The sequence below is a fragment of the Pelagibius litoralis genome (assembly GCF_011683915.1).
GTDB lineage: Bacteria > Pseudomonadota > Alphaproteobacteria > Kiloniellales > Kiloniellaceae > Pelagibius > Pelagibius litoralis.
Genome location: NZ_JAAQPH010000012.1, coordinates 18,564 through 41,869 on the forward strand (window position 1 = coordinate 18,564; position 23,306 = coordinate 41,869).

At 63.8% G+C, this 23,306-nt stretch carries 22 protein-coding genes; 12 read left to right on the top strand and 10 right to left on the bottom strand.

All coding sequences use genetic code 11. The annotated features are described in order from the left end of the window. The first annotated feature begins 42 nt into the window (after positions 1-42). Positions 43-1,365: a hypothetical protein gene (locus tag HBA54_RS15765; protein ID WP_167226303.1), complete on the top strand. Its 1,323-nt coding sequence runs from the start codon at positions 43-45 to the stop codon at positions 1,363-1,365. Positions 1,366-1,623: 258 nt separating this feature from the next. Here HBA54_RS15765 and HBA54_RS15770 read toward each other — a convergent pair whose 3' ends face one another. The 5 genes from HBA54_RS15770 to HBA54_RS15790 all read right to left on the bottom strand — a co-directional run bounded on the left by HBA54_RS15770 (position 1,624) and on the right by HBA54_RS15790 (position 5,092). Beyond that, positions 1,624-2,037, bottom strand: a complete 414-nt coding sequence (locus HBA54_RS15770) for a GNAT family N-acetyltransferase (RefSeq protein WP_167226305.1) — start codon at positions 2,035-2,037, stop codon at positions 1,624-1,626. A gap of 48 nt (positions 2,038-2,085) precedes the next feature. Beyond that, a complete protein-coding gene (locus tag HBA54_RS29890) occupies positions 2,086-2,616 on the bottom strand; it encodes an AAA family ATPase (RefSeq protein WP_367575712.1) in 531 nt (176 codons plus the stop codon). 181 nt (positions 2,617-2,797) lie between these two features. Then, positions 2,798-3,361: a sugar O-acetyltransferase gene (locus tag HBA54_RS15780; protein ID WP_167226309.1), complete on the bottom strand. Its 564-nt coding sequence runs from the start codon at positions 3,359-3,361 to the stop codon at positions 2,798-2,800. A 112-nt stretch (positions 3,362-3,473) separates the two neighbouring features. Further along, positions 3,474-3,818 carry a DUF6665 family protein gene (locus tag HBA54_RS15785; RefSeq protein ID WP_167226311.1) on the bottom strand — a complete coding sequence of 115 codons (345 nt, stop codon included), beginning with the start codon at positions 3,816-3,818 and terminating at the stop codon, positions 3,474-3,476. Positions 3,819-3,994: 176 nt separating this feature from the next. After that, positions 3,995-5,092 (bottom strand): flavin monoamine oxidase family protein, encoded by a 1,098-nt coding sequence (locus tag HBA54_RS15790; protein ID WP_167226313.1) that lies wholly within the window; start codon positions 5,090-5,092, stop codon positions 3,995-3,997. 275 nt (positions 5,093-5,367) lie between these two features. On the opposite strand from HBA54_RS15790, the gene HBA54_RS15795 reads away from it, so the two are divergent. Further along, entirely contained in the window at positions 5,368-6,183 is an 816-nt protein-coding gene (locus HBA54_RS15795; RefSeq protein WP_167226315.1) for a crotonase/enoyl-CoA hydratase family protein, read from the top strand. Between the two features lie 136 nt (positions 6,184-6,319). Here the strand turns inward: HBA54_RS15795 and gcvA are convergent, their stop codons facing one another. Continuing rightward, complete coding sequence (gcvA, locus tag HBA54_RS15800; RefSeq protein ID WP_167226317.1) at positions 6,320-7,246, bottom strand: transcriptional regulator GcvA; 927 nt, start codon at positions 7,244-7,246, stop codon at positions 6,320-6,322. A gap of 106 nt (positions 7,247-7,352) precedes the next feature. Here gcvA and HBA54_RS15805 point away from each other — a divergent pair, with 106 nt between their 5' ends. The 5 genes from HBA54_RS15805 to HBA54_RS15825 all read left to right on the top strand — a co-directional run bounded on the left by HBA54_RS15805 (position 7,353) and on the right by HBA54_RS15825 (position 11,103). Further along, a complete protein-coding gene (locus HBA54_RS15805; RefSeq protein WP_167226319.1) occupies positions 7,353-7,814 on the top strand; it encodes a carboxymuconolactone decarboxylase family protein in 462 nt (153 codons plus the stop codon). A gap of 132 nt (positions 7,815-7,946) precedes the next feature. Continuing rightward, positions 7,947-8,852 carry a sigma-70 family RNA polymerase sigma factor gene (locus HBA54_RS15810; RefSeq protein WP_167226321.1) on the top strand — a complete coding sequence of 302 codons (906 nt, stop codon included), beginning with the start codon at positions 7,947-7,949 and terminating at the stop codon, positions 8,850-8,852. An 88-nt stretch (positions 8,853-8,940) separates the two neighbouring features. Then, positions 8,941-9,384: a RidA family protein gene (locus tag HBA54_RS15815; RefSeq protein ID WP_167226323.1), complete on the top strand. Its 444-nt coding sequence runs from the start codon at positions 8,941-8,943 to the stop codon at positions 9,382-9,384. A 36-nt stretch (positions 9,385-9,420) separates the two neighbouring features. Continuing rightward, positions 9,421-10,185 carry a methyltransferase domain-containing protein gene (locus tag HBA54_RS15820; protein WP_167226325.1) on the top strand — a complete coding sequence of 255 codons (765 nt, stop codon included), beginning with the start codon at positions 9,421-9,423 and terminating at the stop codon, positions 10,183-10,185. A 228-nt stretch (positions 10,186-10,413) separates the two neighbouring features. Further along, positions 10,414-11,103, top strand: a complete 690-nt coding sequence (locus HBA54_RS15825) for a GntR family transcriptional regulator (protein WP_167226327.1) — start codon at positions 10,414-10,416, stop codon at positions 11,101-11,103. Positions 11,104-11,159: 56 nt separating this feature from the next. On the opposite strand, the gene HBA54_RS15830 is transcribed toward HBA54_RS15825, so the two are convergent. The 3 genes from HBA54_RS15830 to HBA54_RS15840 form a co-directional block, all read right to left on the bottom strand. Then, on the bottom strand, positions 11,160-12,443 hold the full coding sequence (locus HBA54_RS15830) for a TRAP transporter large permease (protein ID WP_167226329.1): 1,284 nt from the start codon (positions 12,441-12,443) through the stop codon (positions 11,160-11,162). A gap of 2 nt (positions 12,444-12,445) precedes the next feature. Continuing rightward, positions 12,446-13,006: a TRAP transporter small permease gene (locus HBA54_RS15835; RefSeq protein WP_205944698.1), complete on the bottom strand. Its 561-nt coding sequence runs from the start codon at positions 13,004-13,006 to the stop codon at positions 12,446-12,448. A gap of 89 nt (positions 13,007-13,095) precedes the next feature. After that, on the bottom strand, positions 13,096-14,094 hold the full coding sequence (locus HBA54_RS15840) for a TRAP transporter substrate-binding protein (RefSeq protein WP_167226331.1): 999 nt from the start codon (positions 14,092-14,094) through the stop codon (positions 13,096-13,098). Positions 14,095-14,358: 264 nt separating this feature from the next. On the opposite strand from HBA54_RS15840, the gene HBA54_RS15845 reads away from it, so the two are divergent. Continuing rightward, on the top strand, positions 14,359-15,108 hold the full coding sequence (locus HBA54_RS15845) for an SDR family NAD(P)-dependent oxidoreductase (protein WP_167226334.1): 750 nt from the start codon (positions 14,359-14,361) through the stop codon (positions 15,106-15,108). 29 nt (positions 15,109-15,137) lie between these two features. Here the strand turns inward: HBA54_RS15845 and HBA54_RS15850 are convergent, their stop codons facing one another. Then, a complete protein-coding gene (locus HBA54_RS15850; RefSeq protein WP_167226336.1) occupies positions 15,138-15,590 on the bottom strand; it encodes a GNAT family N-acetyltransferase in 453 nt (150 codons plus the stop codon). Positions 15,591-15,824: 234 nt separating this feature from the next. Here HBA54_RS15850 and HBA54_RS29125 point away from each other — a divergent pair, with 234 nt between their 5' ends. The 4 genes from HBA54_RS29125 (at position 15,825) to HBA54_RS15865 (ending at position 22,608) form a co-directional block, all read left to right on the top strand. Beyond that, positions 15,825-16,733 carry an ImuA family protein gene (locus HBA54_RS29125; protein ID WP_240932715.1) on the top strand — a complete coding sequence of 303 codons (909 nt, stop codon included), beginning with the start codon at positions 15,825-15,827 and terminating at the stop codon, positions 16,731-16,733. Next, on the top strand, positions 16,618-18,300 hold the full coding sequence (locus tag HBA54_RS15855; protein ID WP_322096053.1) for a Y-family DNA polymerase: 1,683 nt from the start codon (positions 16,618-16,620) through the stop codon (positions 18,298-18,300). Before HBA54_RS29125 ends, HBA54_RS15855 begins: the two co-directional genes overlap by 116 nt. 253 nt (positions 18,301-18,553) lie before the next feature. Next, on the top strand, positions 18,554-18,934 hold the full coding sequence (locus tag HBA54_RS15860; RefSeq protein ID WP_167226340.1) for an endonuclease domain-containing protein: 381 nt from the start codon (positions 18,554-18,556) through the stop codon (positions 18,932-18,934). Between the two features lie 386 nt (positions 18,935-19,320). Continuing rightward, positions 19,321-22,608, top strand: a complete 3,288-nt coding sequence (locus tag HBA54_RS15865; RefSeq protein WP_167226342.1) for an error-prone DNA polymerase — start codon at positions 19,321-19,323, stop codon at positions 22,606-22,608. The last annotated feature ends 698 nt before the right edge of the window (positions 22,609-23,306 follow it).

Genomic DNA, 23,306 nt, shown 5'->3' on the forward strand with positions numbered 1-23,306 from the left:
CTTTTGCGTTCATTTAGCATTTGGTTCGGAGGTTATTGAGCCTTGAGCATCCTTGTAGATTTTTTTGCTCCTTATGTTCGGTTTCTACATGGTGCAGCATACAATATCCAACAAAACACTGAGGGACTTGGGATTCATTCCTCTCACTTCCTTGTTCGGGACGCAACGGGAAACATTGTAGGGAGTTATTGGTCGCCGGGGGAGGCAGCTGTAACGATTCTGGGAATTCTTGTGCTCTATTATTTAGGGCTCATCCTTTTGGTTTCCTTGGCTACATACATTTTGGGGCGGATGAAAGGGGTCTTCATCACAATGCTCCTTCTAGCCGTACCCGGTATTTTCAATGTGTTCGGACTCTTTCCTGACATCAACTACGTTCCCGATGAGTTCATTGTTGGAGGAACGGGGGTGCTTGGGAGTCCATGGGGCATGCTTCCACTGCTCCTCATGGCGCTGTTAACCGGCTGGAGCGTGGTTATCGTTCTATCCGATGTCTGCAGTCTGGGAGAGAGGTTTCGCCATTACTATGATCATTTGTGGTATGTGATGGTTATAATCGCCGGTATTTATTTCGTCGATGACCTGAGCGCGCAAGAGAACCTTGGAAACCTGAAAGCGGAAAACCAAAGCGCCCGTCAGGCAAGCGCCTATCTGCTGGAACAAGTGAGAGACTACCAACGCCAATGTCAGGTGGATTCGTCTCTTGGGGCAGCTTCCTGCGACTGGGCATCGCGCGTGCAGCAGCTTCTGAATCATTATGCCGCAAGAGACGAACGGACATTTCATTTGTTGGGCCCAAAGTCGAGCGCTGATGTTTACAGTGCCGGCACAGGCAGAATTTCACTTCCAGAGATCTTGCAGATCCGGCGTGAGATCATGGCTTACAACAATTCTCGGTGTCCGGTCGACGACACCGATGGATTGCACAGGTTTTACAGAATGTCCGATACCTGCCAACTCCCGCCGGCGCAGTTTTGCACCGCGTTTCCGGACCCGTTTGAAGGAGATAACAAGAACAGCGATGCGAGCAGGTTCTTTTTTGCACTTGCCGTCGAATGCATTGTACCGAGTTTGGTACGATCTCGAAAGCTGCAGGAAAAGCAAGCGGTGAAGCAATCACAAAGTGCCATAAACAAGCACTATCGTTGGATGTTTTTCATGCTGCTTTCGGCGATTGCCGGCGGCAAGGTGGCCAATTCAACATCTCGAGCGGCAGCGATAGATAAAAGGAACAAGGAAGAAAGGCAACGCCTATGGCGTGGTGTAAGGCGTGCAATTGGAGCGCTAGTCAACGCAGTCGCGGTCTCTGGTGGTTACGGCTTCGCTATGGCCCGTCATATGACCCGTGCCGTATGTAAGCGTTGAATGGGCGAGACGGCAAACAGGCACTGCCTTTTTCTGATTGTCGCAGAGCAGTTCTGCCCGGAAGAAAAACGCTGCTTGTCCTTTTTGCAAAACCGTTTCCAGGCAACACTTGCCTAACCGTTTGACGCTGTTGGACGACCGCTCAATGATCTGAAAACCGACGTTCACATCAAGCAGCGTGAACGGTCGGAGAGGGTCAAATGTATCGGAAGGATAGACTTGGCGCCTAAATCGATTGCTTTGCGCGCTCGGTCCTTTCTAAGAGTCGGGTTCGAATTTCATTCCGAAATTAATTTTGCGAAACCCGAATTTTTCATAGAACGGAACGTTCACCGGGTTCCTGTTCCAAGCGAACAGCCCGATGGATTGGTAAGGCCGGTTCTTCAACTGACCGACGATTCGCTTCATGATCTCCGTGCCGATACCGCGGCTTTGATAGGCCGGATGAACCGCAACGTCATACACCATGCACATGGTTCCATCTTCCAGTATCCGGCCCATGCCGACGAGCCGTTCACGGTCCCACGCCGTGATCAGAAGTGAGGAAAGCGCGCAAATTCGATCCCAGGCATCGGCGCCACGGCGCCCCCATCCCACGGCTTCGATCAGATCATCGAGCTTTTCGGCCGGAACTGGGTTTTCCGTGCGAAACTGGAATTCAGTGACCGCCATGCCGAATCCTTTAGAGATTAGTTTACAAGCCACCATTTCTGATGGGCGCTAGCTTTCTGTCACCCAATTGATTCTGGCAACGACCTCATCAGCGATGTCCAACGGAGAACGGCCCTCGGTGTCGACCAAGAAGTCGGCTGGGGCGCTTCTCTGAAGGCTTCGCGAAAGTTCGACGGCCCGCGCCTCGTGCCAGTTGCGCCCGGAACCCAACTCACGTGTCCGTACTCGTTCGATCAACGTCTCATCGCTGGCGCGCAACTGGCAGATTGTTGACCTGGAGTTTGGGATCCTGCGCCGAATCTCCTCAAGCTCGTGTTGCGTCTCAATGACGCGGGCGACGATCAGATTTCGCGACCCGGCAGCAGAACAGTTGGTCCAAACATCTCGTAGGTTCAAAAGTGCCAACCGGCTTGCGAACCGATCATCCGGTGGTCGAGGATATGTCTCGGCAAGAGCATCCATGTCGAGAAAGGTATGAGCCACCTTGCTTCGACTAAGTGATGCGCTTATCTCGCTGCCGATGGTCGTCTTGCCCACCCCAACAGGCCCGCTGATCAAGAGTAATGGTATTATAGTCATGTGTTGCAGAGTAAGTCTGCGATCAAGATTACGCCAGCCAACGAAGGACGGCTTTGGGTCGATTGAGCCGATCAATACAAGTCGGATGTCGGGCGTCTCTGTCTGCCTTCATGGTCAAGCGGGGCGCTGTTGATCGAACGTTCAGCCTATACACCTTGTTGTCGACCTACCTGAATGCCCTTCACCGCCCGTCCTTCGCCTCAATCACCCGCGCCGGGTTACCCACGACGGTGGCGCCCGCCGCTACATCGCGGGTGACGACGCTGCCGGCGCCGACGATGGCATCGGCGCCGATGGTGACGCCGGCCAGGATGATCGCGCCGCCGCCGATCCAGACCCGCTCGCCGAGAGTCACGGGCCGGGCGATTTCCAGCCCCGCTTCCGTCCGCTTGGCGGCGTCCTTGTGATGCTCTGCACAGTAAATCTGAACGTTCGGTCCCAGCTGGCTGCGCGCGCCGATGCGCACCGGCGCGGAGTCCAGAATGGTGCAGCCGGCGTTCAGGAACACCTGATCGCCCAGTTCGATGTTGATCCCGTAGGCGCAATGAAACGGCGCCTCGATGATCGCTGTCGGCGCGGTCATCAGGGCCCGCAGTGCCGGGCCGATGGCGCCGCGCTCCGCCGGTGGCAGGGTATTGTGCTGGTGCACCGCCGCCCGCGCCGTGACGCGCAGGGCCTCCAGCTCGTCGTCCAGGCAGGTGTACCACTCTCCGGCGGCCATTTTCTCACGTTCTGATTTCGGCATCGATCCGTCCTGTGGCGGGAAGTTTCGCGTCGGGTTTCTTGAGAATTTCAGCGTTCGGTGTTTTACAACAGGCGGGAACCGAAGGCCGAGAGAGGCAAAAAGGGGTATCGCCCTACTTGGCGCCGACGCGCGCCAGGACCTCGCGCGGGATGGCATATTGCTCAATCGGATCGTCTTGGTTCATCAGGCCGCAGAGTTCGCGTTGGATAAAATAGCCGTAGACGGCGTCTGTCGCGGCCTGCAGGGCGGCCTGCCTCCTGTTGGCGGTCTTGGGGTCGGCGGTATCGTTATCCGGGTTTTCGTCAAACGCCTTCAGATCGTCCAGGGCTTGCCGGACCAGCCGGCCGGCGCGCCCGAGCGAAGCGGCCTTTTCCGCCAGGATCTCGGCATCAAGAACGCTGGCGCCGGTCTCAATGTTCAGGCCCGTGGAGAGGTTTTGCGGCAGGCGAAACGACATGAAGTCCTGGCGGATGGTTCTATCAGTTCCGGTAGGTTGCGGTTCTTCACCCTGTCGGGGGCACTTCACCAGATGCTTCCGGCTATATGGTATCGGTTTCCCGAATTTGTACACCCAGCACTTGCCACGTGTCTCGGTTCTTAGCGGGTTACCGGCCCGTTGTGCCCGCCCGGGCTTTACGGGATCGTTGCCACAAAAGCCCCGGCCCGCTCCAGCGCGCCTTCGATCAGGCCGCCGTGCTCGCGCGATGTCTCCGTCGCTATAAAGCTCAGGCGGTGGGACCAAGAGTCGGCGAGGTGCAGCGGCATGCCGTAAGCCGGATGCTGGCCCAAGGGTGCGGCATCGCTCTCCAGGGCGGTGAAGGGCTCCCGGCTCCAGTCCTGCAGCTTCAGGGCCTGGGCCTGCCCGGCATGATCGCCGAAAAGCTCGACCAGTTGTTGTTGCGCCGCGTCAATCAGGGCCGAGGGTCCACCGGCAGTCTCCGCCAGGGCCGTCCGCTGCGCCGCGTCGAGGCCGACAAAACCGAAGAGGGCGTAGGGCCCAGCCTCCGGGGGCGAGATGTCGTGAATTTCGGCCAGCGGTCCCTTGCGGCTGATGGCATCGCCGGAAAGACCCTGTTCCCGCCAGAAGGGGCTGTCGTAGATCGCCAAAAACTTGGCGTGTCCGGCCATCCAGGTCGGCGTCTGCTCAAGGAAGCGGGTGATATCCGACGGCAGGGCCGGGGTGAAAGCGATTTTGCTCGCCAGGCGTGGCGGGATCGCCAGGGCGACGGCGCCGGCGCTGATCTGCACGGTGCCGTCGGGTGTGGCGACGCCCAGGCACAGGCCGTTCGCCGTCTTTTCCAGTGTCCGCACGGTATGGCCGAGGCGGACCTGTTCCGGTGCCAGCCTTTGCGACAGCGCCTGGATCAGCGCGCCCGGGCCGCCCTGGATGCGCAGGGCGTTGCCCATGGGGCCGAAGCCGGGGTGACGCTCGATCCGGCCGTCGGCAAGCTGATGGAGCAGGGCCCCGGTCGCATACTGCGGAAAGACCGCGATGCCAGAGGCCGCCAGCAGGCCGGCGACATGGGGCTGTCCGGGCCAGATCCACGATGGCCCAAGATCGAAATCATAGCCGCCGGCCGAGAATGACAGAATACGCCCGCCGAGGCGGTTGCGTGCCTCCAGAACCGGGGCCTCGATCCCCTGATCGGCAAGTGCCGCGGCCGCCGCCAGTCCGCTCAAGCCAGCGCCGACGATCACCACGTCGTAGTGTTGGCCGTCCGTTGCCGGCATCTCAGGTATTTGACGAGGGAGGGCGGGCCGCACAGCCGACTCTCCCGGAAAGGGTTGGGGAGTCGAGGCGTTGAGTGAGCGGTGTCATGGCGTATCGCGCTATTTTCGTCACTATGTCGGTCGGCCCGGCAGGGGTCAAGGAGACCGGCCGGGCTTCAGGACGACAGGCAGGGTATCGCATGAATTTTCTTCATCTCCTCCTGCATCCTTCGCGTTTGCCGGATGGCGTTTGCGCCGCGACCCTGGGGCTCCCTTTGATGCAGGAGTAGCCCGCCATGCCCAACCCCGCCGAGCCTGTCCTCTACGAAGTCGCTGACGGCATCGCGACGTTAACGCTGAACCGACCGGCGAAGCTGAATGCCATCAACTATGCCATGGCCGATGCTTTGCTGACGCGCCTCGACCGGCTGGAAGTCGAAGGTGCCGTGCGGGCGGTGATCCTGACGGGGGCGGAGACTCCCAAGACGGGGGAGCAAGCCTTTTCCGCCGGCGGCGACATCCACGAGTTTTCCGAGAGCGTGGCGGCGGGACCGGAAGCGGCGCTGCGCGACTTCGTGCGCCGGGGCCAGGCCATGACCGCGCGGATCGAGGCCTTTTCGAAACCCATCATCGTCGCGGTGAACGGCCTGGCTTTCGGTGGTGGTTGCGAGATTACCGAGGCTGCACCGCTGGCCGTTGCCAGTGAGACCGCGATCTTCGCCAAGCCTGAGATCAAGCTGGGCATGCCGCCCACCTTCGGCGGCACCCAACGCCTGCCGCGTCTCGCCGGGCGCAAGCGCGCGTTGGAATTGCTGCTGACGGGGGAGACCTTTTCGCCCGGCCGCGCGCTGGAACTTGGCCTGATCAATCAGGTGGTGGCGCCCGATGATCTGCTGCCCGCCGCCCGCGATCTCGCCCGGCGGATCATGGAATTTTCACCCCTGGCGGTCAGCGCGATCCTGGGTGCCGTCACCCGCGGCATCAATCTTTCCATTGCCGAGGGGCTTCTGGCCGAGGGCGAGTCCTTCGCCCGCTTGGTGCCGAGCCACGACCTGGGCGAGGGGCTGGCCGCCTGGAAGGCCCGCCGCCCGGCGGTCTATGAGGGGCGTTAGGGGAAGGCCTGCGGCTTTCCGCCCCCTCACCCCGACCCTCTCCCACGGTGGGGAGAGGGGGAAACAAAAAAGGGCCGCTGAAAAATCCCTCTCCCCTTGCGGGAGAGGGAGGGTGAGGGGAAATCGGCTTCCCGCGTCAGCGGGAGGGTGAGGGGGCGGGAGCGGTGTCAGCTGCGCTCTCGTTCAGCTCGCCACAGATCCAGTCGCGAAAGCAGGCCGCCGCCGGGCGCTGCAGGGTGTCGTGCTTGCCGGTCAGCCAATAGGCGGTTGCCGCGCGGCGCGGTGGGCCCAGCACCTGCACCAGCCGCCCGGCTGCGAGGTCGGCGTCGATCAGCGGGCGGCGGCCGATGGCGATGCCCAGGCCTGCCGCCGCGGCCTTCAGCGCCATGTCGATGTTGTCGAAGCGCGGGCCTTGTTCCAGATCGAGAGCGTCTGCATCGATCCCTGCAAGCCGCGCCCAGGCCGCCCAGTCCTCGCTGACGCTGGTGACCTGCAGCAGGCTGTGCTGCGCGAGGTCCGCCGGGCGGCGCACCGCCGGAGCCAGCGCGGGCGCGCAGACCGGCACCAGCTCTTCGCCCAACAGGTTGTCGGCATAGAGGTCGGGCCAGTCGCCGCGGCCCATGCGGATCGCCAAATGCGTGTTCACCCGCCCGAAGTCCACATGGCAATGGTCGGTGTCGAGCGTGACCTCGATGCCCGGGTGCTTTTCACTGAAGGCCGGCAGCCGCGGTATCAGCCAGCGCAGGCCGAAGCTGGGCGCGACCGAGAGGGCGAGGTGCGCGCCCTTTCTTTTCGGTCCCGGCAGGGCGGCCGTCGCGGCGGCCAGCCTGTCGAGGGCATCGCGCACTTCGGGCAGGTAGGCCGCCCCGGCTTCGCTCAGCGCCAGGCCGCGCGGGCCGCGCCGGAAGAGGGCGACACCCAGATGATCTTCCAGGGCGCGGATGGCGTGACTGACGGCACTGGGGCTGCGGTGCAGCTCGGCGGCGGCCTGCTTGAAACTCAGGTGGCGCCCGGCGGCCTCGAAGAGGCGCAGCGCGTTCAGCGGCGGCAGGGATTTGGGCATTGGAACCTCCTGAAAGAAAGGAATGGGCCCGGTGGTGTCACAAGCGTCGATCTTCAATCGTCATAGAGGTGTAGGACGCATTCAGCAGCACGAAAGAAGGACCATCATGAGCGAGACCAAGACCCTGGAAAGGGTATCACCGAAAACCAAGGCCGTGAACTATGAGGCGGTTATCCCAAACGTGCTGAAAGCCATGGCCGGGGTCAACCAGGTTATGGATGCCAGCGGCTTCGAGCGGACCATCCATCATCTGGTGCAGCTGCGCGCCTCGCAGATCAACCGCTGCGCTTTCTGCGTGAAGATGCACACCCGGGAAGCCCGTGAGGACGGTGAAACCAGCGAACGTCTGGACCGGGTGATCGTCTGGGACCAGGTCAGCGATTTCAACCCGCGAGAGCGAGCAGCCCTGGCCTGGACCGAGGCGCTGACCACCCTCGATCCCAAGGCCGATCTGGACTTGCTGCGGGCGGAGCTGCGCGAACACTTCTCCGAAGCGGAGATCGGCATCCTCACGGGGACCGTGGCCATGATAAACCTGTGGAACCGCATTGGCGTTTCCCGGCATTAGAGTTTCGACTTGCGTCAACGCGGTTCCAGCCCGCTCCCCCTCCCGGCCACCCACTAGGATACTGGCGTTGGGCGGCCGGGAGGGGGAGCGGGCCGGCGCCGAAAAAAACCAGAAACAGGTTGGATGTTCGAGATGATTCAGGATAGCGAGAGGCTGAACCGCGAAGACGCTCAGGTTTTCGAAGAGGCTCGTCCCCGGCTTCTCGGGCTGGCCTATCGCATCCTGGGCTCGCGGGCCGATGCCGAGGACGCGGTGCAGGACAGTTTCCTGAAGTGGGCGCGGGCCGAACGCGGCGAGATCGAGAATGCCGCGGCCTGGCTGACGACGATCTGCGTCCGGCGCTGCCTCGACCTGCAGCGGGCCGCCCACCGCAGCCGCGTCAACTATGTCGGTGCCTGGTTGCCGGAGGCGGTTCATACGCCGGTCGAAAGCGATGCCGAGGCCCGGCTGGACCTGGCCGCCTCCCTGACCACCGCTTTTCTGTTGATGCTGGAGCGTCTCAAGCCCAAGGAGAGGGCCGCCTATCTGCTGCACGAAATCTTCGAGATGCCCTATCCGGAGATTGCCGACATGCTGGAGATCACCGAGAGCACCTGCCGCAAATGGGTGTCGCGCGCCAAGGCCCACATCGATCAGGCGAAGGTCCGCCACGTGACGCCCTTGGAACAGCAGGATCAGTTACTCGCGGCCTTCCGGGCCGCCGTCGAGGAGGGCACGACCGGGCCGCTGGCCGAACTGCTCTCCAGCGATATCCGCCTGAGCACCGACGGCGGCGGCAAGGTGGTGGCGCTGCGCGATACACTGGAAGGCAGGGAGGCTGTTCTGCGTTTTGTCTCGCAGGGTCTCAGCCGATACTGGATCGGCTTTGACTGGGTCGTCACCGAACTCAACGGCGGCCGCGGTGTGTTGCTCGAAAAAGAGGGTGAGACGGTGGCGGCGGTTTCCTTCGCCTATGATGAGGCGGGGAAGGCGACGGGTATCTTCATCCTGCGCAACCCCGACAAGCTGGCCCATCTCGGGCCGGTGGTCATTCACTGAAAATCCCATCACTGATCAGCAATGGAGGCTCACGGCCGTGCCAACGCCGTCGTTCAAACCAATCCTACTCGCAGGAGTATTTTCCCTCATGAGCAGTTTCCCCCCGACCGCTGCCAGCGCCCAGGAATCCCGCGTTGCACTCAGCATCGTCAACCCGGCCGGTCTCTACGACCCGGCACCCAACGGCTACAGCCACGCCGTCGTTGCCAAGGGCGGCACGCGCCTTGCCTTCATCGCCGGCCAGGGCGGGGAGGATGCCAGCGGGGCCCTCTCGCCGGTCTTCGCCGAACAGCTGCGCCAGGCTTACGCCAACCTCCGCCACGCGCTGGATGCCGTCGGCGCCAGGCCGGATCAGGTCACCATGATCACCACCTATGTCGTGGACTACGACCCCGCGATGCTGGAAGTGATGACCGATCATGTGAAGGCAACCTTCGGCCAGGCCCTGCCGGCCCAGACCCTGGTGCCCGTGCCGCGCCTCGCCCTCGACGGTATGCTCTTCGAGGTCGATGCGGTGGCGGTGCTGGACTAGAATGGTGTTCGGGCAGGATGCCTGGAAAAGGAAACGATGCTGAAGTCTGCGAACCAGCCCTACGATCAAGCCGGCTTTCATGAACAACTGGTAAAGCTTGCCGGAGTTGGATCGTCGTCGCGCGTGCTTGATGTTGGTTGCGGCACCGGTCGGACTCTCCGGCAGGTTGCTCGGGTCGCCCAACAGGCCATTGGTATAGACAGCAAGGAAGAGTTTCTGGAACAGGCCCGGCGTTCTTTGAGCGACGCAGTCGACGACCGGCGCGTGGAGCTTTTAAACGTCGATCTTAATCGGGAGGCCTTACCGTTCCCCGATGCAGGTTTCGACAATATCATCTGCCAGAACGTCCTTGAATGCATCGAAGACAAACAACGGCTTATTGCCGGCTGTCACCGGGTCTTGAAACCGGACGGCGTGTTCCTTCTGGCGCACCATGATTTCGGCGGCGTCATGGTGAACAGCGGCGACAGCGGGCTTACGCGAGCGATCGTCGCCGCTTACGCCGACGAGGCACAAGGGTGGATGGACGCCGCCGACGGGGAAATCGGACGGAAGCTTCCCGGCTTTATGCGGGCCAGCGAATTCGGGGAAATGACAAGCGAGACCCAACAACTCGTCGCTTTTCGTTTTGCTGAGGGAAGCGCTGCTCACGACTACTGTGCAGACGCAGCCAAGGCGGCGATTCGGGCGGGAATCTCCAAGTCGGATGTCGATGGATGGTTTGCCGACCTCGCCGCGCTGGATCGCCGCGAAGCATTCTATTTCAGTATCCCCTGGGTCTACGTCAAAGCTTCGAAGTGACAAGTCCCGAGATTTCGGGGAAGCCTCGGCTTATCAGTCTGGCTTGGGACTATCTATGTCGAGGATACTGGTCCATGTGCCGACGGCGGTCGTTCCGGGATTCAGCCGATGGTACCTCTCTACACCGGGGAGGGACCGTGCCCCGGTGATTTCGCATTCACGGATCGAGTGCTTTCCGGATACCTCTCAGACTGGTATGGTAGATCTCCGGAAACGACGGATCTGACCATGAACGCCGAAACCCTGAACATTGAAAGCGCGCGGCGCACCACCGCGGACGACATCTTTGAAAGGCTGCGCGCGGATATCGTGTCCCTGCAACTGCCGCCGGGCACGAAGCTGTCGGAAGCGGAGGTTGCGCGGAAGTTCGATGTTTCCCGCCAGCCGGTGCGTGAGGCCTTTATCCGCCTGGGCAACATGAACCTCGTGCAGATCCAGCCGCAGCGCGCCACCATCGTCCGGCGCATCTCGCGCAGCGAAATTCTGGAGGCCCGCTTCATCCGCACGGCGGTGGAGACGGAGATCGTCCGCCGCGCCTGCAAGGCTTACACACCTGCGCAAGAGAAGGCCTTCGAAAGCAATCTCGAGCAGCAGCAGGCTGCGGTTCTGGCGATGGACCTGGATCGCTTCAATACCGCCGACTATGCGTTTCACCGTTTGATCTGCGTAACGGCGGGCTGCGAATTCGCCTTCAAGACCATCGCTGAGAATAAGGTCTACGTCGACCGGCTCTGTATGCTGTCGCTGTCCAGCAAGGCGGGCCAGCAGGAGGTCTATGACGACCACGTCGAGATATTCGAGCGGCTGCGCGCGGGCGACGAAGAAGGCCTGGTTGCCGCCACCCGGCTTCATCTGTCGCGCCTGAACGAAACGCTGGATCAGGCCCAGCAGCAGTACCCCGCCTATTTCGAAGACTGAACGGCTGTTCTCGGGTTTATCGGCACCGGTTCGCTTTGACGTCAGTCAAAAACACTCTACAGATCGACCAGGCCGGGCAGGGTCATGGATATGGCCGGCACGAAGGTAACCGCGATCAGGGCGGCCAGGATCGCCAGGTAGAACGGCCAGATCGACTTCAATGTATCCTCGATCGGAACCTTGCCGACGGCACAGCCGACGAAGAGGCAGGCGCCGACGGGTGGGGTGCAGAGACCGAGGCCGAGGTTCATCAGCATCATGATCCCGAACTGGATCGAGTCCATCCCGACCTCGTTGGCAATCGGCAGGAAGATCGGCGTGCAGATCAGAATGAGCGCCGCCATGTCCATGATCATCCCCAGCATCAGCAGCATCAGGTTGATCATCAGCAGGATCATGATGGGGTTCTCGGAGATCGCCAGCAGAGAGCGGCTGAGCAGTTCCGGCACCTGATAGAGCGCCAGCAGGTAGCCGAAGGCGCTGGCGCAGCCGATCAGGATCATCACCATGGCGGTGGTACGCACCGAGTTGACCACGGCGGTCTTGAAAGCCTCCCAAGAGAGCGAGCGGTAGACGAGCACCGTCAGGGCCAGCGCGTAGATCGCGCCGAAGGCACCGGACTCGGTGACCGTGAAGACGCCGGAGAGCACGCCGCCGACGATGATGATGGCGGTGACGAGGCCGGGTATTGCCGCGGCGGCGGAAACCAGCACCGCGCGCCAGCCGGGAAAGGCCTCTGCCGGATAGTTGTGGCGCAGGGCGACCACATAGGCGGCGACCGCCAGGCAGAAGCACATCAGGATACCCGGCACGACGCCGGCCAGGAAAAGCTTGGAGATCGAAATCCCGCCACCGGCCGCAACGGTGAAGATGATCATATTGTGGCTGGGCGGGATGACCACCCCGGCGATGGAGGAGGTGACGGTGACGTTCACCGCGTAGTCGCCGCGATAGCCCTTTTCCTTCATCACCGGGATCAGGATCGAGCCGAGGGCCGAAATATCGGCGACCGCCGATCCGGAGATGCCGCCGAACAGCATGCTTGAGAAGATGTTCACCGAAGCAAGGCCGCCGCGCACATGCCCGACCAGGGCAGAGGCGAAACGCACCAGGCGTATGGCGATGCCGCCGTGCAGCATCAGCTCGCCGGCAAAAATAAAGAACGGGATCGCCAGCAGCGAGAAAACAGTGATGCCCGAGGTGATGCGCTGAAAGGTGATCAGCAGCGGGAAGCCTTCGTAGAAGAACACCACGGCGGCGGCGATCCCCATGGAAAAGGCCACCGGGATACCGATGATAATGCAGCCGGCGAAGAGGCCGAGGAGAAGAGCCAGCGCCACGGTCAGTCCATCCTCTGTTCGGTGAGCGCAGGCCCGTCGGGTGGCGGCGCGTCAGGTGTCTGGCCGATCCAGTATTTGTGGATCATGCCGATCGCCCGGCCTCCGGCGAAGAGAAAGATCAGCCCGCCGCAGATGGCTGCCGGCAGGGTTCGCACGCCTTCGGGTACGTTCAGCATGGGCAGCAGCGTGGCCCAGCCGAAGATGACGAGTTCGACGCAGGACAGCAGCATCACCAGACCGAAGCCGGCCATGGCGACCTCGGCAACAATGCGCAGCGACCGGCGGATGGGCGTCGGCATGGCCTCGCGGATGAAGGAGACACCCAGATGGGTATTGTCCCTGACCCCGGCGGCGGCGCCGAGAAAGGCGATGTAGCAGACCAGCACAAGCGCCAGCTGTTCGACCCAGGTGGGGGTCTCGTTCAGCACATAACGCCCGAACACCAGCCAGGCGAAGATCGCGATCAGGGTGACCATGGCGAGGCTGCTGAGCAGAACGCAGCAGGCCTTGACCAGGTCGAGCGCCCTGCTGGCGGTGTTGCAGATGGAAGAAACTGACTTCACGGCATGGGCCCCTCAGCGAAGCGGTCGGCAGGCGGGCGAACCCGCGCAGAAGCGCTGATTCGCCCGCCTGGTCCGCAAAGTCCTGCCGGTCAGTCCGCGTTGCGGATCAGATTGACAAGATCAGTCAGCTCGGGGTTCTGCGCAAGGAACTGATCATAGACCGCCGCCATTGCATTCTGGAACGGTGCCTTGTCGGCGATCTGGTTCACCAAGGTGCCGCCGGCAACGACGGCTTCCATGCTCTTGCGTTCGCGTGCCTGCCACAGCTCACGCTGCTTCAGGGCGCTGGCCTTTCCGGCTTCCTTGAGCACCGCCTGGTCTTCGGCAGACAGGCCGTCCCAGGTTTTTTTGCTCATGCAGAGGCATTCCGGAATGATCAGGTGCTCGGAGATGGAATAGTATTTCGCCACCTCGAAGTGATTGGTCGATTCATAGGAGGGCGGGTTGTTCTCCGCCCCGTCGACCACGCCGGTCTTGAGGGACTGGTAGACCTCGGCAAAGGCCATCGGCGTCGCGTTGCCGCCCATCGATTCGATCATGCCGACGAAGAGATCGTTGTTCATCACGCGGACCTTCATGCCGCCAACGTCGCCGGGCGTGTTGATCGGCTTCACCGAGTTGTAGAAGGAACGGGCGCCGGCGTCGTACCAGCCCAGCGGCACGATGCCCTTGGCCGCCATGCCCTCACCGATGGCCTCGCCCGCGGCACCATCCATCAGGCGGTACATCTGGTCGATGCTTTTGAAGATGAAGGGAAGCGAGACGACGTTGGTTTCCGGTACCGCCTGACCCATTGGCCCGAGGCTGAAGACGGCGAAGTCGATCGCGCCGAGGCGGACCTGCTCGATGGCGTCGGGTTGGGACCCCAGGACACCGCCGTGAAAGACCTTGCCGGTGACACGGCCGCCGGTCTTCTCCGCCACCTCGGCGATGAACTGCTCCATGCCGTGCGAGACCGGATAGTCGGGGACGTGGATGTTCCATCCCCTGAGTTCCTTGGCTTCAGGTGCCGTCGGGAAGGACAGGCCAAGTGCCGCTAACAGGGCTCCGCCCAGGGCGAAGCTGCGCAGAATATTCTTTGTTTTCATGTTGTTTCCTCCCAATTGGGTTGCCTGCATTGCGATATTTTCGTCGCAGGTCTGTCTGTTTCACTGCACCGGGATCTGTCCCTTGACAGCATCTAACATACTACCATACTAATTTCGCTTCACAAGCCGAATTCGGTCCGGCCGCGGGTCTGGATCGGTGCGTTGAGAAGCGGCGTCGCCCGATGGCGGCAGTGGCCGTGAAGGCGTTTTCAACAAAAAACTCTGACCAAGAGCACATCCAACCACACATTCAGGGAGAGCCCCATGCAGTTCGAGGGAAAAACCGCAATCGTTACCGGCGGAGGTCGCGATATCGGCCGGGCCTGCGTGATGCGCCTGGCAGCACAGGGGGCCCGCGTCGCCATCAACTATTTCAGCAGCGCCGAGGGGGCGAAAACGGCTGTTGGTGAGATTATGTCGGTCGGGGGAGAAGCCTTTGCCTTGAAGGGCGATATGACCGATCCGGCAGATGTCTCGGCCCTCGTCGAAGAAACCCAATCCCGCTTCGGCGATAAGATCGACATCCTGGTGCATGTGACCGGCGGCCTCCTCGCCCGCAAGACGATCCTGGAGATGGACAGGGATCATTGGGACAGGGTCATGGCCCTGAACACGACGTCGCTGTTCCTGACGGCAAAGGCCGTCGTGCCGCGCATGCCGGCGGGCGGTTCCATCGTGGCCCTGGCCTCGCAGGCCGGCCGTGACGGCGGCGGGCCGGGCGCGGTTGCCTATGCCTCTTCCAAAGGGGCGGTGATGACCATGACGCGCGCCCTGGCCAAGGAACTGTCGCCGGCGATCCGGGTGAATGCGCTCTGCCCCGGCATGATCGACACCGACTTCCACAACACCTTCACCAAGCCGGAGGTGCGGGCCAATGTCGCCAAGGCGACGCCGCTGAAACGCGAGGGCACCTCCGAAGACTGCGCCGAACTGGTGGCCTTCCTGGCTTCCGATCAATCCGCTTTCATGACCGGTACCTGCATCGACATCAACGGCGGCCTGTTGTTTTCATAGCTTTTGGCCCCTGGGTGCGTTTGGGCGGTTCATGCCGAATCCCGAAGGTCGATTTCCATATCCTGATGAGGAATATCGGCATCGAGGTATTCTGTTCCGACGGGTGAGAAGCCGAGCTTTTGATAGAACGAGAGTGCGTGTGTCTGGGCGCCAAGCCGCACTTTTGAAATGCTTGGGTCGGCAGAAACCTCGGTGAGGATGAACTGAATGATCTGCGCACCCAGGCCCTCGCCGCGACAGGTTTTGGAGACGCATACCCGCTGAATTTTTGCGGTGTCTTCCAGATACTGTATCCGGCCGGCAGCAACGGGCTGCTCGTTGATCGTTGCCAGGACGTGGACGCAGTCTTTGTCCAGTCCGTCGATTTCCAATTCTTCGCTGACACCCTGTTCTTCCATGAAGACTTCGCGTCTGAGCCGCAGGCATTCCGCGATTTCGCTTTCGCTGTCGACGAACCGGATTGCGATCACTCCGTTCTCCATCCTGTTTGCTATTGGCGTCCCGGCTGTTGATATGGGCTTGGCTCAACCCAGGCCGGAGTATTTTTAGATACCCGGATTAAAGGCCGATTCCAATCCGGCAGCCGTCGCGATTCTTGCATGCCGCGTTGATTGCTATCTGCCCCCTTGTTCCCAGAATCTTGACTCTTTGCCTAGGAGATTGTAGAACAAAAAGAGAACATACAGGTTCATATTCTCCAGGTTGAAAGGCTGCTCATGGCACCTGCTCTGCACGAAAAGGGCCGGGATTTAGGGCTTTCGGGACTCTCCGGGGCTTGCCCGCAGCCTTTGTCGAGGCCTGAGGCGCGCCAGGCCGGGCTTGCGGCGCTGCGCGCCCGGATCAGCCGCATCGAATCCGGCGGGCGAGTCCCCGGGCGGCGGCCGGTGTTGCCGTTGGGGCTGGCGGCGCTGGACGAGGCTTTGCCCGGCGGCGGCCTGCCGCTTGGGGCCTTGCACGAGATCGAGGGCGAGCGCGCGGAGTGGGACGACGGCGTGACGCTTGGCTTCTGCCTCGCGATCCTGGCGCGGCTTCGGAGGTTCTCATCGAACAGCGGCAGCATTCCTCCCCAAAATATTCTCTGGGTGTCGCGCTGGGGCGATCTCTATCCCCCGGCCTTGGTTGCCCTGGGGCTCGACCCCGGGCGCTTCATCATGGTGCGCGCGAAAGGCGAAGCCGATCTGTTCTGGGCGATGGAGGAGGGGCTGCGCTGCAACCGTCTCGCTGCCGTGGTGGGAGAGGTCGAAGGCCTCGACCGCCTTGCCGGGCGACGTCTGCAACTGGCGGCTGAAGCGAGTGGCGTGACGGCCTTCGCCCTGCACCGCCGGTTCCGGCCGCGCCGCCGCGGGCGCGATGCCAGCGCCGCCCTCAGCCGCTGGCGGGTGACGGCTGCGGCGTCGAGCGACATAGAGGATGCAACTTTCATCGGCCGCCCGCGCTGGCGGCTGGACCTTCTGCGCTGCCGCGGGGCGGCGCCGGGATCATGGCAGGTGGAGTGGGACAATGCGGCGTGTGGTTTCTCTCTGGCTCCCGCGCTTCGCGACGGATCGTTGGCAGCGCAGCCACGCGCAAAGCCGACAGCGACAGCGACAGGGGCAGAGCTTATCGATTTCCGGCAAGCTGTCTGAAGGAACGCCGCTGGCGCTTGTGACGGCGGAACGCGGGCAGCTCAGCCTTGCGGCGGTGAATGCGGCGGCGCAGGGCGCGGGCCTCACCCCCGGCCTGCCCCTGGCCGAGGCCCGCGCGCTGCTGCCCGGCCTAGCGACTGCGCCCCACGAGCCGGAAGCCGACGCCAAGGCCATCGCCGGGCTCGCCGCCTGGTGCGGCCGCTACAGCCCCTGGACGGCGCCCTGTTCCACCGCCGAAGGGCAGGGCCAGGGGCCGGGTGGCGGGGCCGGGGTACTGCTCGACGTTTCCGGTTGCTGCCATCTCTTCGGCGGCGAGGCGGCGCTGCTGGAGGACCTGCAGGCGCGCTTGACGGATCTTGGTTATACAATCCGCGTTGCCATGGCCGACACCATCGGCGCTGCCTGGGCCATGGCGCGTTTCGCCGCCTCGCCCGCGCACCCTTGTGTCGTTGTCATGCCGGGCAGCCAGCGCGCCGCCATCGCCTGCCTGCCGCCCTCGGCCCTACGCCTGCCCGATGCCACGGTGGAGGTGATGGACCGGCTCGGCCTCCGGCGTGTCGAGGACCTCTATGCACTGTCGCCCGGCGTTCTGGCGCCGCGTTTCGGGGCCATGACGGTACGCCGTCTGGCTCAGGCTCTGGGCGAGGAGGCCGAGGCGCTGTCGCCGCGCCGCCCGCCGCCGGCCCATCTGCTGCGGCGCATCTTCGCCGAGCCGATCAGCGACCCCGAAGACATCGCCCGCGCCCTCGACGACCTGCTGCCGCGGCTCTGCCGCGAATTGGCCCTGGCCGGACGCGGCGCGCGGCGGCTCGACCTCACCGCCTACCGCAGCGACGGTACCTTTCAGGGTCTTTCCGTCGGCACCAGCCGGGCGAGCCGCGAGGCCAGGCACCTGCGCCGTCTCTTCACCGAGAAGCTGAGCGGCATCGACCCCGGCTTCGGCATCGAGGTGATGACCCTGGCGGCAACGCGCAGCGATCCCCTGGGTGCAAGGCAGATGAACTTCCCGGCGCCCGTACCGACGCAACAACAGAAGGACGGGAAGGAAGACGCGCCCGCAGCAATTTTCCCGGCCCAACCGGTGAACAGCACCGGGGGCGCGCCAAATGGCGCCGAAGACATTCCCGACCTGGTGGACCGCCTGGGCAGCCGCCTGGGCCTCGCCGCCGTGCGCCATCCAAGCCCCCGGGAAAGCCATCTGCCGGAGCGCGCCTTCGTCCTTGCCCCCGTTGGAGGAGAGGAGGGCGAAGAGAAGCCCGACGACGGCTGGCAGAAAACGCCCCACCCGAGCCTGCGGCCCCTGCGCCTGCTGCCGCGGCCGGAGCCGGTGGAAGCGGTTTCCCTGCTGCCCGACCACCCGCCGGCGCGTTTCCGGTGGCGCCGCGTGTTGCACGAGGTGGTGCAGGCCGAGGGGCCGGAGCGCCTGCTCGGCGAGTGGTGGCAGATCAACCCGCTAGAGGGCGACGCCGAGCCGCGCGACTACTTCCGCGTCGAGGATGCCGACGGCCGCCGCTACTGGCTCTACCGCAGCGCCGGCAACTGGTTCCTGCACGGGCTGTTCGGCTGATGGATGTGATGAAGAGAGCCCCCTCTCCCCTCCGAGGGAGAGGGAGGGGCCCGCGCAGCGGGAGGGTGAGGGGGTTTCCTGCCGCCGCTTCATCTCTTGCTGAGTATGGCCGAGGATTGCCGCTCGCGAGAGTCACCCTCACCCCGGCCCTCTCCCATCAAGGGAGAGGGGGAACCAAAAGAAGGGTGAGGGGGAACCAAAAGAAGGGTGAGGGGGAACGGTCTCTCAGCGTTGCGGGAAGGTGGGGTTGTCCATGACTAAGACCACCTTCGCCCGGCGTTTGCGGCGCGACGAGACCGCGGCGGAACGGATGCTCTGGGCCCGGCTGCGCAACCGGCAACTCGGCGGCCACAAGTTCCGGCGCCAGGTGCCGCTCGGCCGCTTCGCCGTCGACTTCGCCTGCTACGACGAGAAGCTGGTCGTGGAGTTGGACGGTGGCCAGCATGGCGAGTCTGGGAAAGACGATGCGGCGCGGACCAACTGGCTGGAGAACAAAGGCTTCCGCGTCCTGCGGTTCTGGAACAACGAGGTGCTGGAAAACCTGGAGGATGTGCTGGCGGTGATCCTTCAAACCCTGGAAGACAAAAAACCCCCTCACCCCGACCCTCTCCCACCAGGGGAGAGGGAGAAGTAGTGAGACGACCGCCAGCTCCTCACCTCTTCGGAGAGGAGGTCGTAGCGCTGCCGCTACAAGAACCCTCTCCCCTCCGTGGGAGAGGGAGGGGCCCGCGTTAGCGGGAGGGTGAGGGGGCTTTGTGCCGCGTCTCCCCTCTCACAGAGTATGGCCGAGGGTTGCCGCGCGTGAGAGTCACCCTCACCCCGGCCCTCTCCCATCAAGGGAGAGGGGGAAACAAGGGGAGAGGAAAGCCTCTCTCCACCGTGGGAGAAGGAGATTGCAGCGGCGCGGCCATAAACCCCTCTCCCCTCTGTGGGAGAGGGAGGGGCCCGCGCAGCGGGAGGGTGAGGGGGAAGTCGGGTGAGGGGGATTTGTTTGCGGCGTGAGGGCGATTGGAAATACGCATGACCCATACCCCAGTACAGGCCTACGTCCCCCTGGAGGTGACCAGCAACTACTCCTTCCTGCGCTCCGGCTCGCACCCGGAGGAGCTGGTGATGGGCGCGGCGGCACTGGGCCTGCCCGCCGTCGCCATTGCCGACCGTAATTCCCTGGCCGGTGTCGTGCGCGCCCATATGGCGGCGAAGGAGGCCGGCATCCAACTGCTGGTCGGCGCAAGGCTGATCCCGACCGACGGGCCGGAAGTGCTCTGCTTCCCCGCCGACCGCTCCGCCTATGGCCGGCTCTGCCGTCTGCTGACCCTCGGCAAGCGGCGGGCGGAGAAGGGCGCCTGCCTTTTCTCTTTCGACGAGATCATCGACCACGGCGCCGGGCAGACCTTCGTGGTCTTGCCCGGCGATGAAGGGGCGGGCGACGACATAGAAACGGACCTGGGCCGCCTCGCCGAAGCCTGTCCCGGTCAGGTCTTCCTGGGCGCCCGCGCGCTCTATCAGGGCAGCGACGCCCGCGACCTGAAGGCGCTCGCCGCGCTGGCGCAACGCAGCGGCGTACCGCTGGCCGCCTGCAACGATGTCTGCCTGCACATGGCCGCGCGCAAACCGCTGCTCGACGTCGTCACCTGCATCCGCGAGCACTGCACTATCGACACGGCGGGTTACCGCCTGCAGGCGAATGCGGAGCGCTGCCTGAAAACGCCCGAGGATATGGCCCATCTCTTCCGCCGCACCCCGGAGGCGCTGGCCAACACGCTTGTCATCGCGAAGCGCTGCAGTTTCTCCCTCGACGAACTGCGCCACGACTATCCGGAGGAACTGACGCGCGAGGGCCGCAGCCCGCAGCAGGAACTGGAACACCTGGCCTGGCTTGGCGCCGCAGACCGCTACCCGGACGGCATACCTGAAAAGGTGCGCAAGGCCGTGGCCCATGAACTGGCGCTGATCGCCCGGCTCGACTACGCGCCCTATTTCCTGACGGTGGAGGACGTGGTGCGCTTCGCCCGCTCCCAGGACATCCTCTGCCAGGGCCGCGGCTCGGCCGCCAACTCCGCGGTCTGCTACTGCCTGGGCATTACCGAGGTCGACCCGGCGCACATGGATCTGCTGTTCGAGCGTTTCGTCTCCGCCGAGCGCCGCGAGCCGCCGGACATCGATGTCGATTTCGAGCACGAACGCCGCGAAGAGGTGATGCAGTACATCTATAACAAGTACGGGCGCGAACGCACGGCCCTGACCGCCACGGTGATCTGCTACCGCTCGCGCGGCGCGATGCGCGAGGTCGGCAAGGTGATGGGCCTTTCCGCCGACACCATCACCGCGCTGGCCGGCGCCATCTGGGGCTGGAGCCAGGAGGGCGTGGAGGATAAGGAGGTGCGCGCCCTGGGCCTCGACCCCACGGACCGCCGCCTCGGCCAGACCCTCGCCCTGGTCCACGAAGTGATCGGCTTTCCCCGCCACCTGTCCCAGCACGTCGGCGGCTTCGTCATGACCCAGACGCCGCTCTGCGAAGTCGTGCCCATCGAAAACGCCGCCATGGAAAACCGCACGGTGATCGAGTGGGACAAGGACGACCTCGATGCCCTGGGCATCCTGAAGGTCGATGTGCTGGCGCTGGGCATGCTGACCTGCCTGCGCAAGGGTTTCGTCCTGATCCGCGACCACTACGGCCCCGACTTCACCCTGGCCTCGGTGCCGCAGGACGACCCGGAAGTTTACGCCATGCTCTCGCGCGCCGACACCATCGGCGTGTTTCAGGTCGAAAGCCGGGCCCAGATGTCCATGCTGCCGCGCCTGAAACCGAAGACCTTCTACGACCTGGTGATCGAGGTGGCGATCGTGCGCCCCGGGCCGATCCAGGGCGACATGGTGCACCCCTACCTGCGAAGGCGCGAGGGCCGGGAGAAGGTGGACTACCCTTCGGAGGCGCTGCGCCGCGTCCTCGAAAAAACCCTCGGCGTGCCCCTGTTTCAGGAACAGGCCATGCAGATCGCCATCGTCGCCGCCGGTTTCGCGCCGGCGGAGGCCGACCGCCTGCGCCGCGCCATGGCCACCTTCCGCCATGTCGGCACCATCCATTCCTTCCGCCAGAAGTTCATCGACGGCATGGTCGCGCGCAACTACGACCCGGCTTTCGCCGAGCGCTGCTTCAACCAGATCGAGGGCTTCGGCGACTACGGCTTTCCCGAAAGCCACGCCGCCAGCTTCGCGCTGCTGGTCTATGTCTCCGCCTGGATGAAGCACTACTACCCCGCGGTCTTCGCCGCCGCGCTGCTGAACAGCCAGCCCATGGGCTTCTACGCCCCGGCGCAGATCGTCCGCGACGCCCGCGAGCACGGGGTGGAGATCCGCGCGCCCGACGTGAACGCCAGCGCCTGGGACTGCACCCTGGAACCGGCGGCTGATGGCGAAGGCTTCGCGCTGCGTCTTGGACTCAGACAGGTGAAGGGCCTGGGCGAGGCGGAGGCGGAAGCCATCGTCAGCCATCGCGGTATCGGCTACACCGACCCCCTGGCGCTCTGGCGCCGCGCGTCCCTGAGGCCGCTGACCTTGGAGGCCCTGGCCCGCGCCGATGCCTACCGCTCCATGGGGCTGGCGCGGCGCGAGGCGCTCTGGGCGGTGAAGCGCCTGCCGGGGGAGCGCAGGCGCGCCGAACAGCTGCCGCTCTTTGCCTTTGGCGAAGACAGGGAAACGCCGCCCGAGGAACTGGGCACGGAGCCCGCCGTCACCCTGCCCGCGATGGCGCTGAGCGAACACGTGGTCGACGACTACCGCGCGCTGCGCCTCTCCCTGAAGGCCCACCCCCTGGCTTTCCTGCGCGACCAACTGGCGGCGGAGGGCATGGTGGAGATGATGCGGCTGCCCGACCTGCCGGTCGACAAGACGGTGACGGTCGCCGGGCTGGTGCTGGTGCGCCAGCGCCCGGGCAGCGCCAAGGGCGTGATCTTCGCGACCCTGGAGGACGAGACCGGCACCGCCAACGCCATCGTCTGGCCCGACGTTTTCCAGCGCCACCGCGCCACGGTGATGAAGGCCGGCCTGCTCGCCGTGCGCGGCAAGCTGCAGCGCGAGGGCCTGGTGATCCACGTGGTGGCCGACGACCTCATCGACCTCACCCCACGCCTGCTGGATTTAAAGCCGGGCCCGGCGTTACAGCCCGGCCCCCTGAAATCATCCCGGGCCCGCGCCGACGAAGTCGACCGCCCGACCAGGGATCACCGCCCCGCGCAGTATGAGACGGCCACGGCAAGGCACCCCAGGAACGTGAACCCCATGCCCAAGTCGAGAGACTTCCATTAAGCCCCCTACCGGCATGCTCGGGCTTGACCCTGATATACATGGTTCGATCAGCCCCGAACCTTCGCCGCCAAGCGTCGCAAGGCCGCACCATCCCCCTCACCCCGGCCCTCTCCCACCAGGGGAGAGGGGGAACCAAAATGAGCCCCCTACTTACCCTCTTCCCACCGTGGAAGAAGCATGCTCCATCAAAGCCGCCGCAAAAACCCTCTCCCCTCCGCGGGAGAGGGAGGGCCCCGCGCAGCGGGAGGGTGAGGGGGCCTTTGTTCCTTGTTTCACGCACCACCGGACAGCAACCGCACCCCGCCGCCCCACACTCCATCGTCATGCTCGGGCTTGACCCGAGCATCCATATTTCGGCCCGTCCCGAATCTTCGCCGTCAAGAACCGCACGGCGGCGCAATGGACCCTCGGATCAAGTCCGAGGGTGACGGCGGTTTGAGCGGAGAAAGAGGGGAGCGCCCCTTACTTACCCTCTCCCCTCCGTGGGAGAGGGAGGGCCCCGCGCAGCGGGAGGGTGAGGGGGCTTTTTGTTTCTTGTTTCACGCACCACCGGACAGCAACCGCACCCCGCCGCCCCACACTCCATCGTCATGCTCGGGCTTGACCCGAGCATCCATATTTCGGCAAGTCCCGAGCCTTTACCGTTAAGCTCAGAACAGCGGCACAATGGACCCTCGGATCAAGTCCGAGGGTGACGG

Coding starts and splice junctions, on each gene's coding strand:
- HBA54_RS15795 (WP_167226315.1), top strand. CDS start 5,368: ATGCCCAACCCCGCCGAGCCTGTCCTCTACGAAGTCGCTGACGGCATC.
- HBA54_RS15805 (WP_167226319.1), top strand. CDS start 7,353: ATGAGCGAGACCAAGACCCTGGAAAGGGTATCACCGAAAACCAAGGCC.
- HBA54_RS15850 (WP_167226336.1), bottom strand. CDS start 15,590: ATGGAGAACGGAGTGATCGCAATCCGGTTCGTCGACAGCGAAAGCGAA.
- HBA54_RS15825 (WP_167226327.1), top strand. CDS start 10,414: ATGAACGCCGAAACCCTGAACATTGAAAGCGCGCGGCGCACCACCGCG.
- HBA54_RS15780 (WP_167226309.1), bottom strand. CDS start 3,361: ATGCCGAAATCAGAACGTGAGAAAATGGCCGCCGGAGAGTGGTACACC.
- HBA54_RS15810 (WP_167226321.1), top strand. CDS start 7,947: ATGATTCAGGATAGCGAGAGGCTGAACCGCGAAGACGCTCAGGTTTTC.
- HBA54_RS15770 (WP_167226305.1), bottom strand. CDS start 2,037: ATGGCGGTCACTGAATTCCAGTTTCGCACGGAAAACCCAGTTCCGGCC.
- HBA54_RS15865 (WP_167226342.1), top strand. CDS start 19,321: ATGACCCATACCCCAGTACAGGCCTACGTCCCCCTGGAGGTGACCAGC.
- HBA54_RS15860 (WP_167226340.1), top strand. CDS start 18,554: ATGACTAAGACCACCTTCGCCCGGCGTTTGCGGCGCGACGAGACCGCG.
- HBA54_RS29890 (WP_367575712.1), bottom strand. CDS start 2,616: ATGACTATAATACCATTACTCTTGATCAGCGGGCCTGTTGGGGTGGGC.
- HBA54_RS15820 (WP_167226325.1), top strand. CDS start 9,421: ATGCTGAAGTCTGCGAACCAGCCCTACGATCAAGCCGGCTTTCATGAA.
- HBA54_RS15790 (WP_167226313.1), bottom strand. CDS start 5,092: ATGCCGGCAACGGACGGCCAACACTACGACGTGGTGATCGTCGGCGCT.
- HBA54_RS15785 (WP_167226311.1), bottom strand. CDS start 3,818: ATGTCGTTTCGCCTGCCGCAAAACCTCTCCACGGGCCTGAACATTGAG.
- HBA54_RS15840 (WP_167226331.1), bottom strand. CDS start 14,094: ATGAAAACAAAGAATATTCTGCGCAGCTTCGCCCTGGGCGGAGCCCTG.
- HBA54_RS15845 (WP_167226334.1), top strand. CDS start 14,359: ATGCAGTTCGAGGGAAAAACCGCAATCGTTACCGGCGGAGGTCGCGAT.
- HBA54_RS29125 (WP_240932715.1), top strand. CDS start 15,825: ATGGCACCTGCTCTGCACGAAAAGGGCCGGGATTTAGGGCTTTCGGGA.
- gcvA (WP_167226317.1), bottom strand. CDS start 7,246: ATGCCCAAATCCCTGCCGCCGCTGAACGCGCTGCGCCTCTTCGAGGCC.
- HBA54_RS15815 (WP_167226323.1), top strand. CDS start 8,941: ATGAGCAGTTTCCCCCCGACCGCTGCCAGCGCCCAGGAATCCCGCGTT.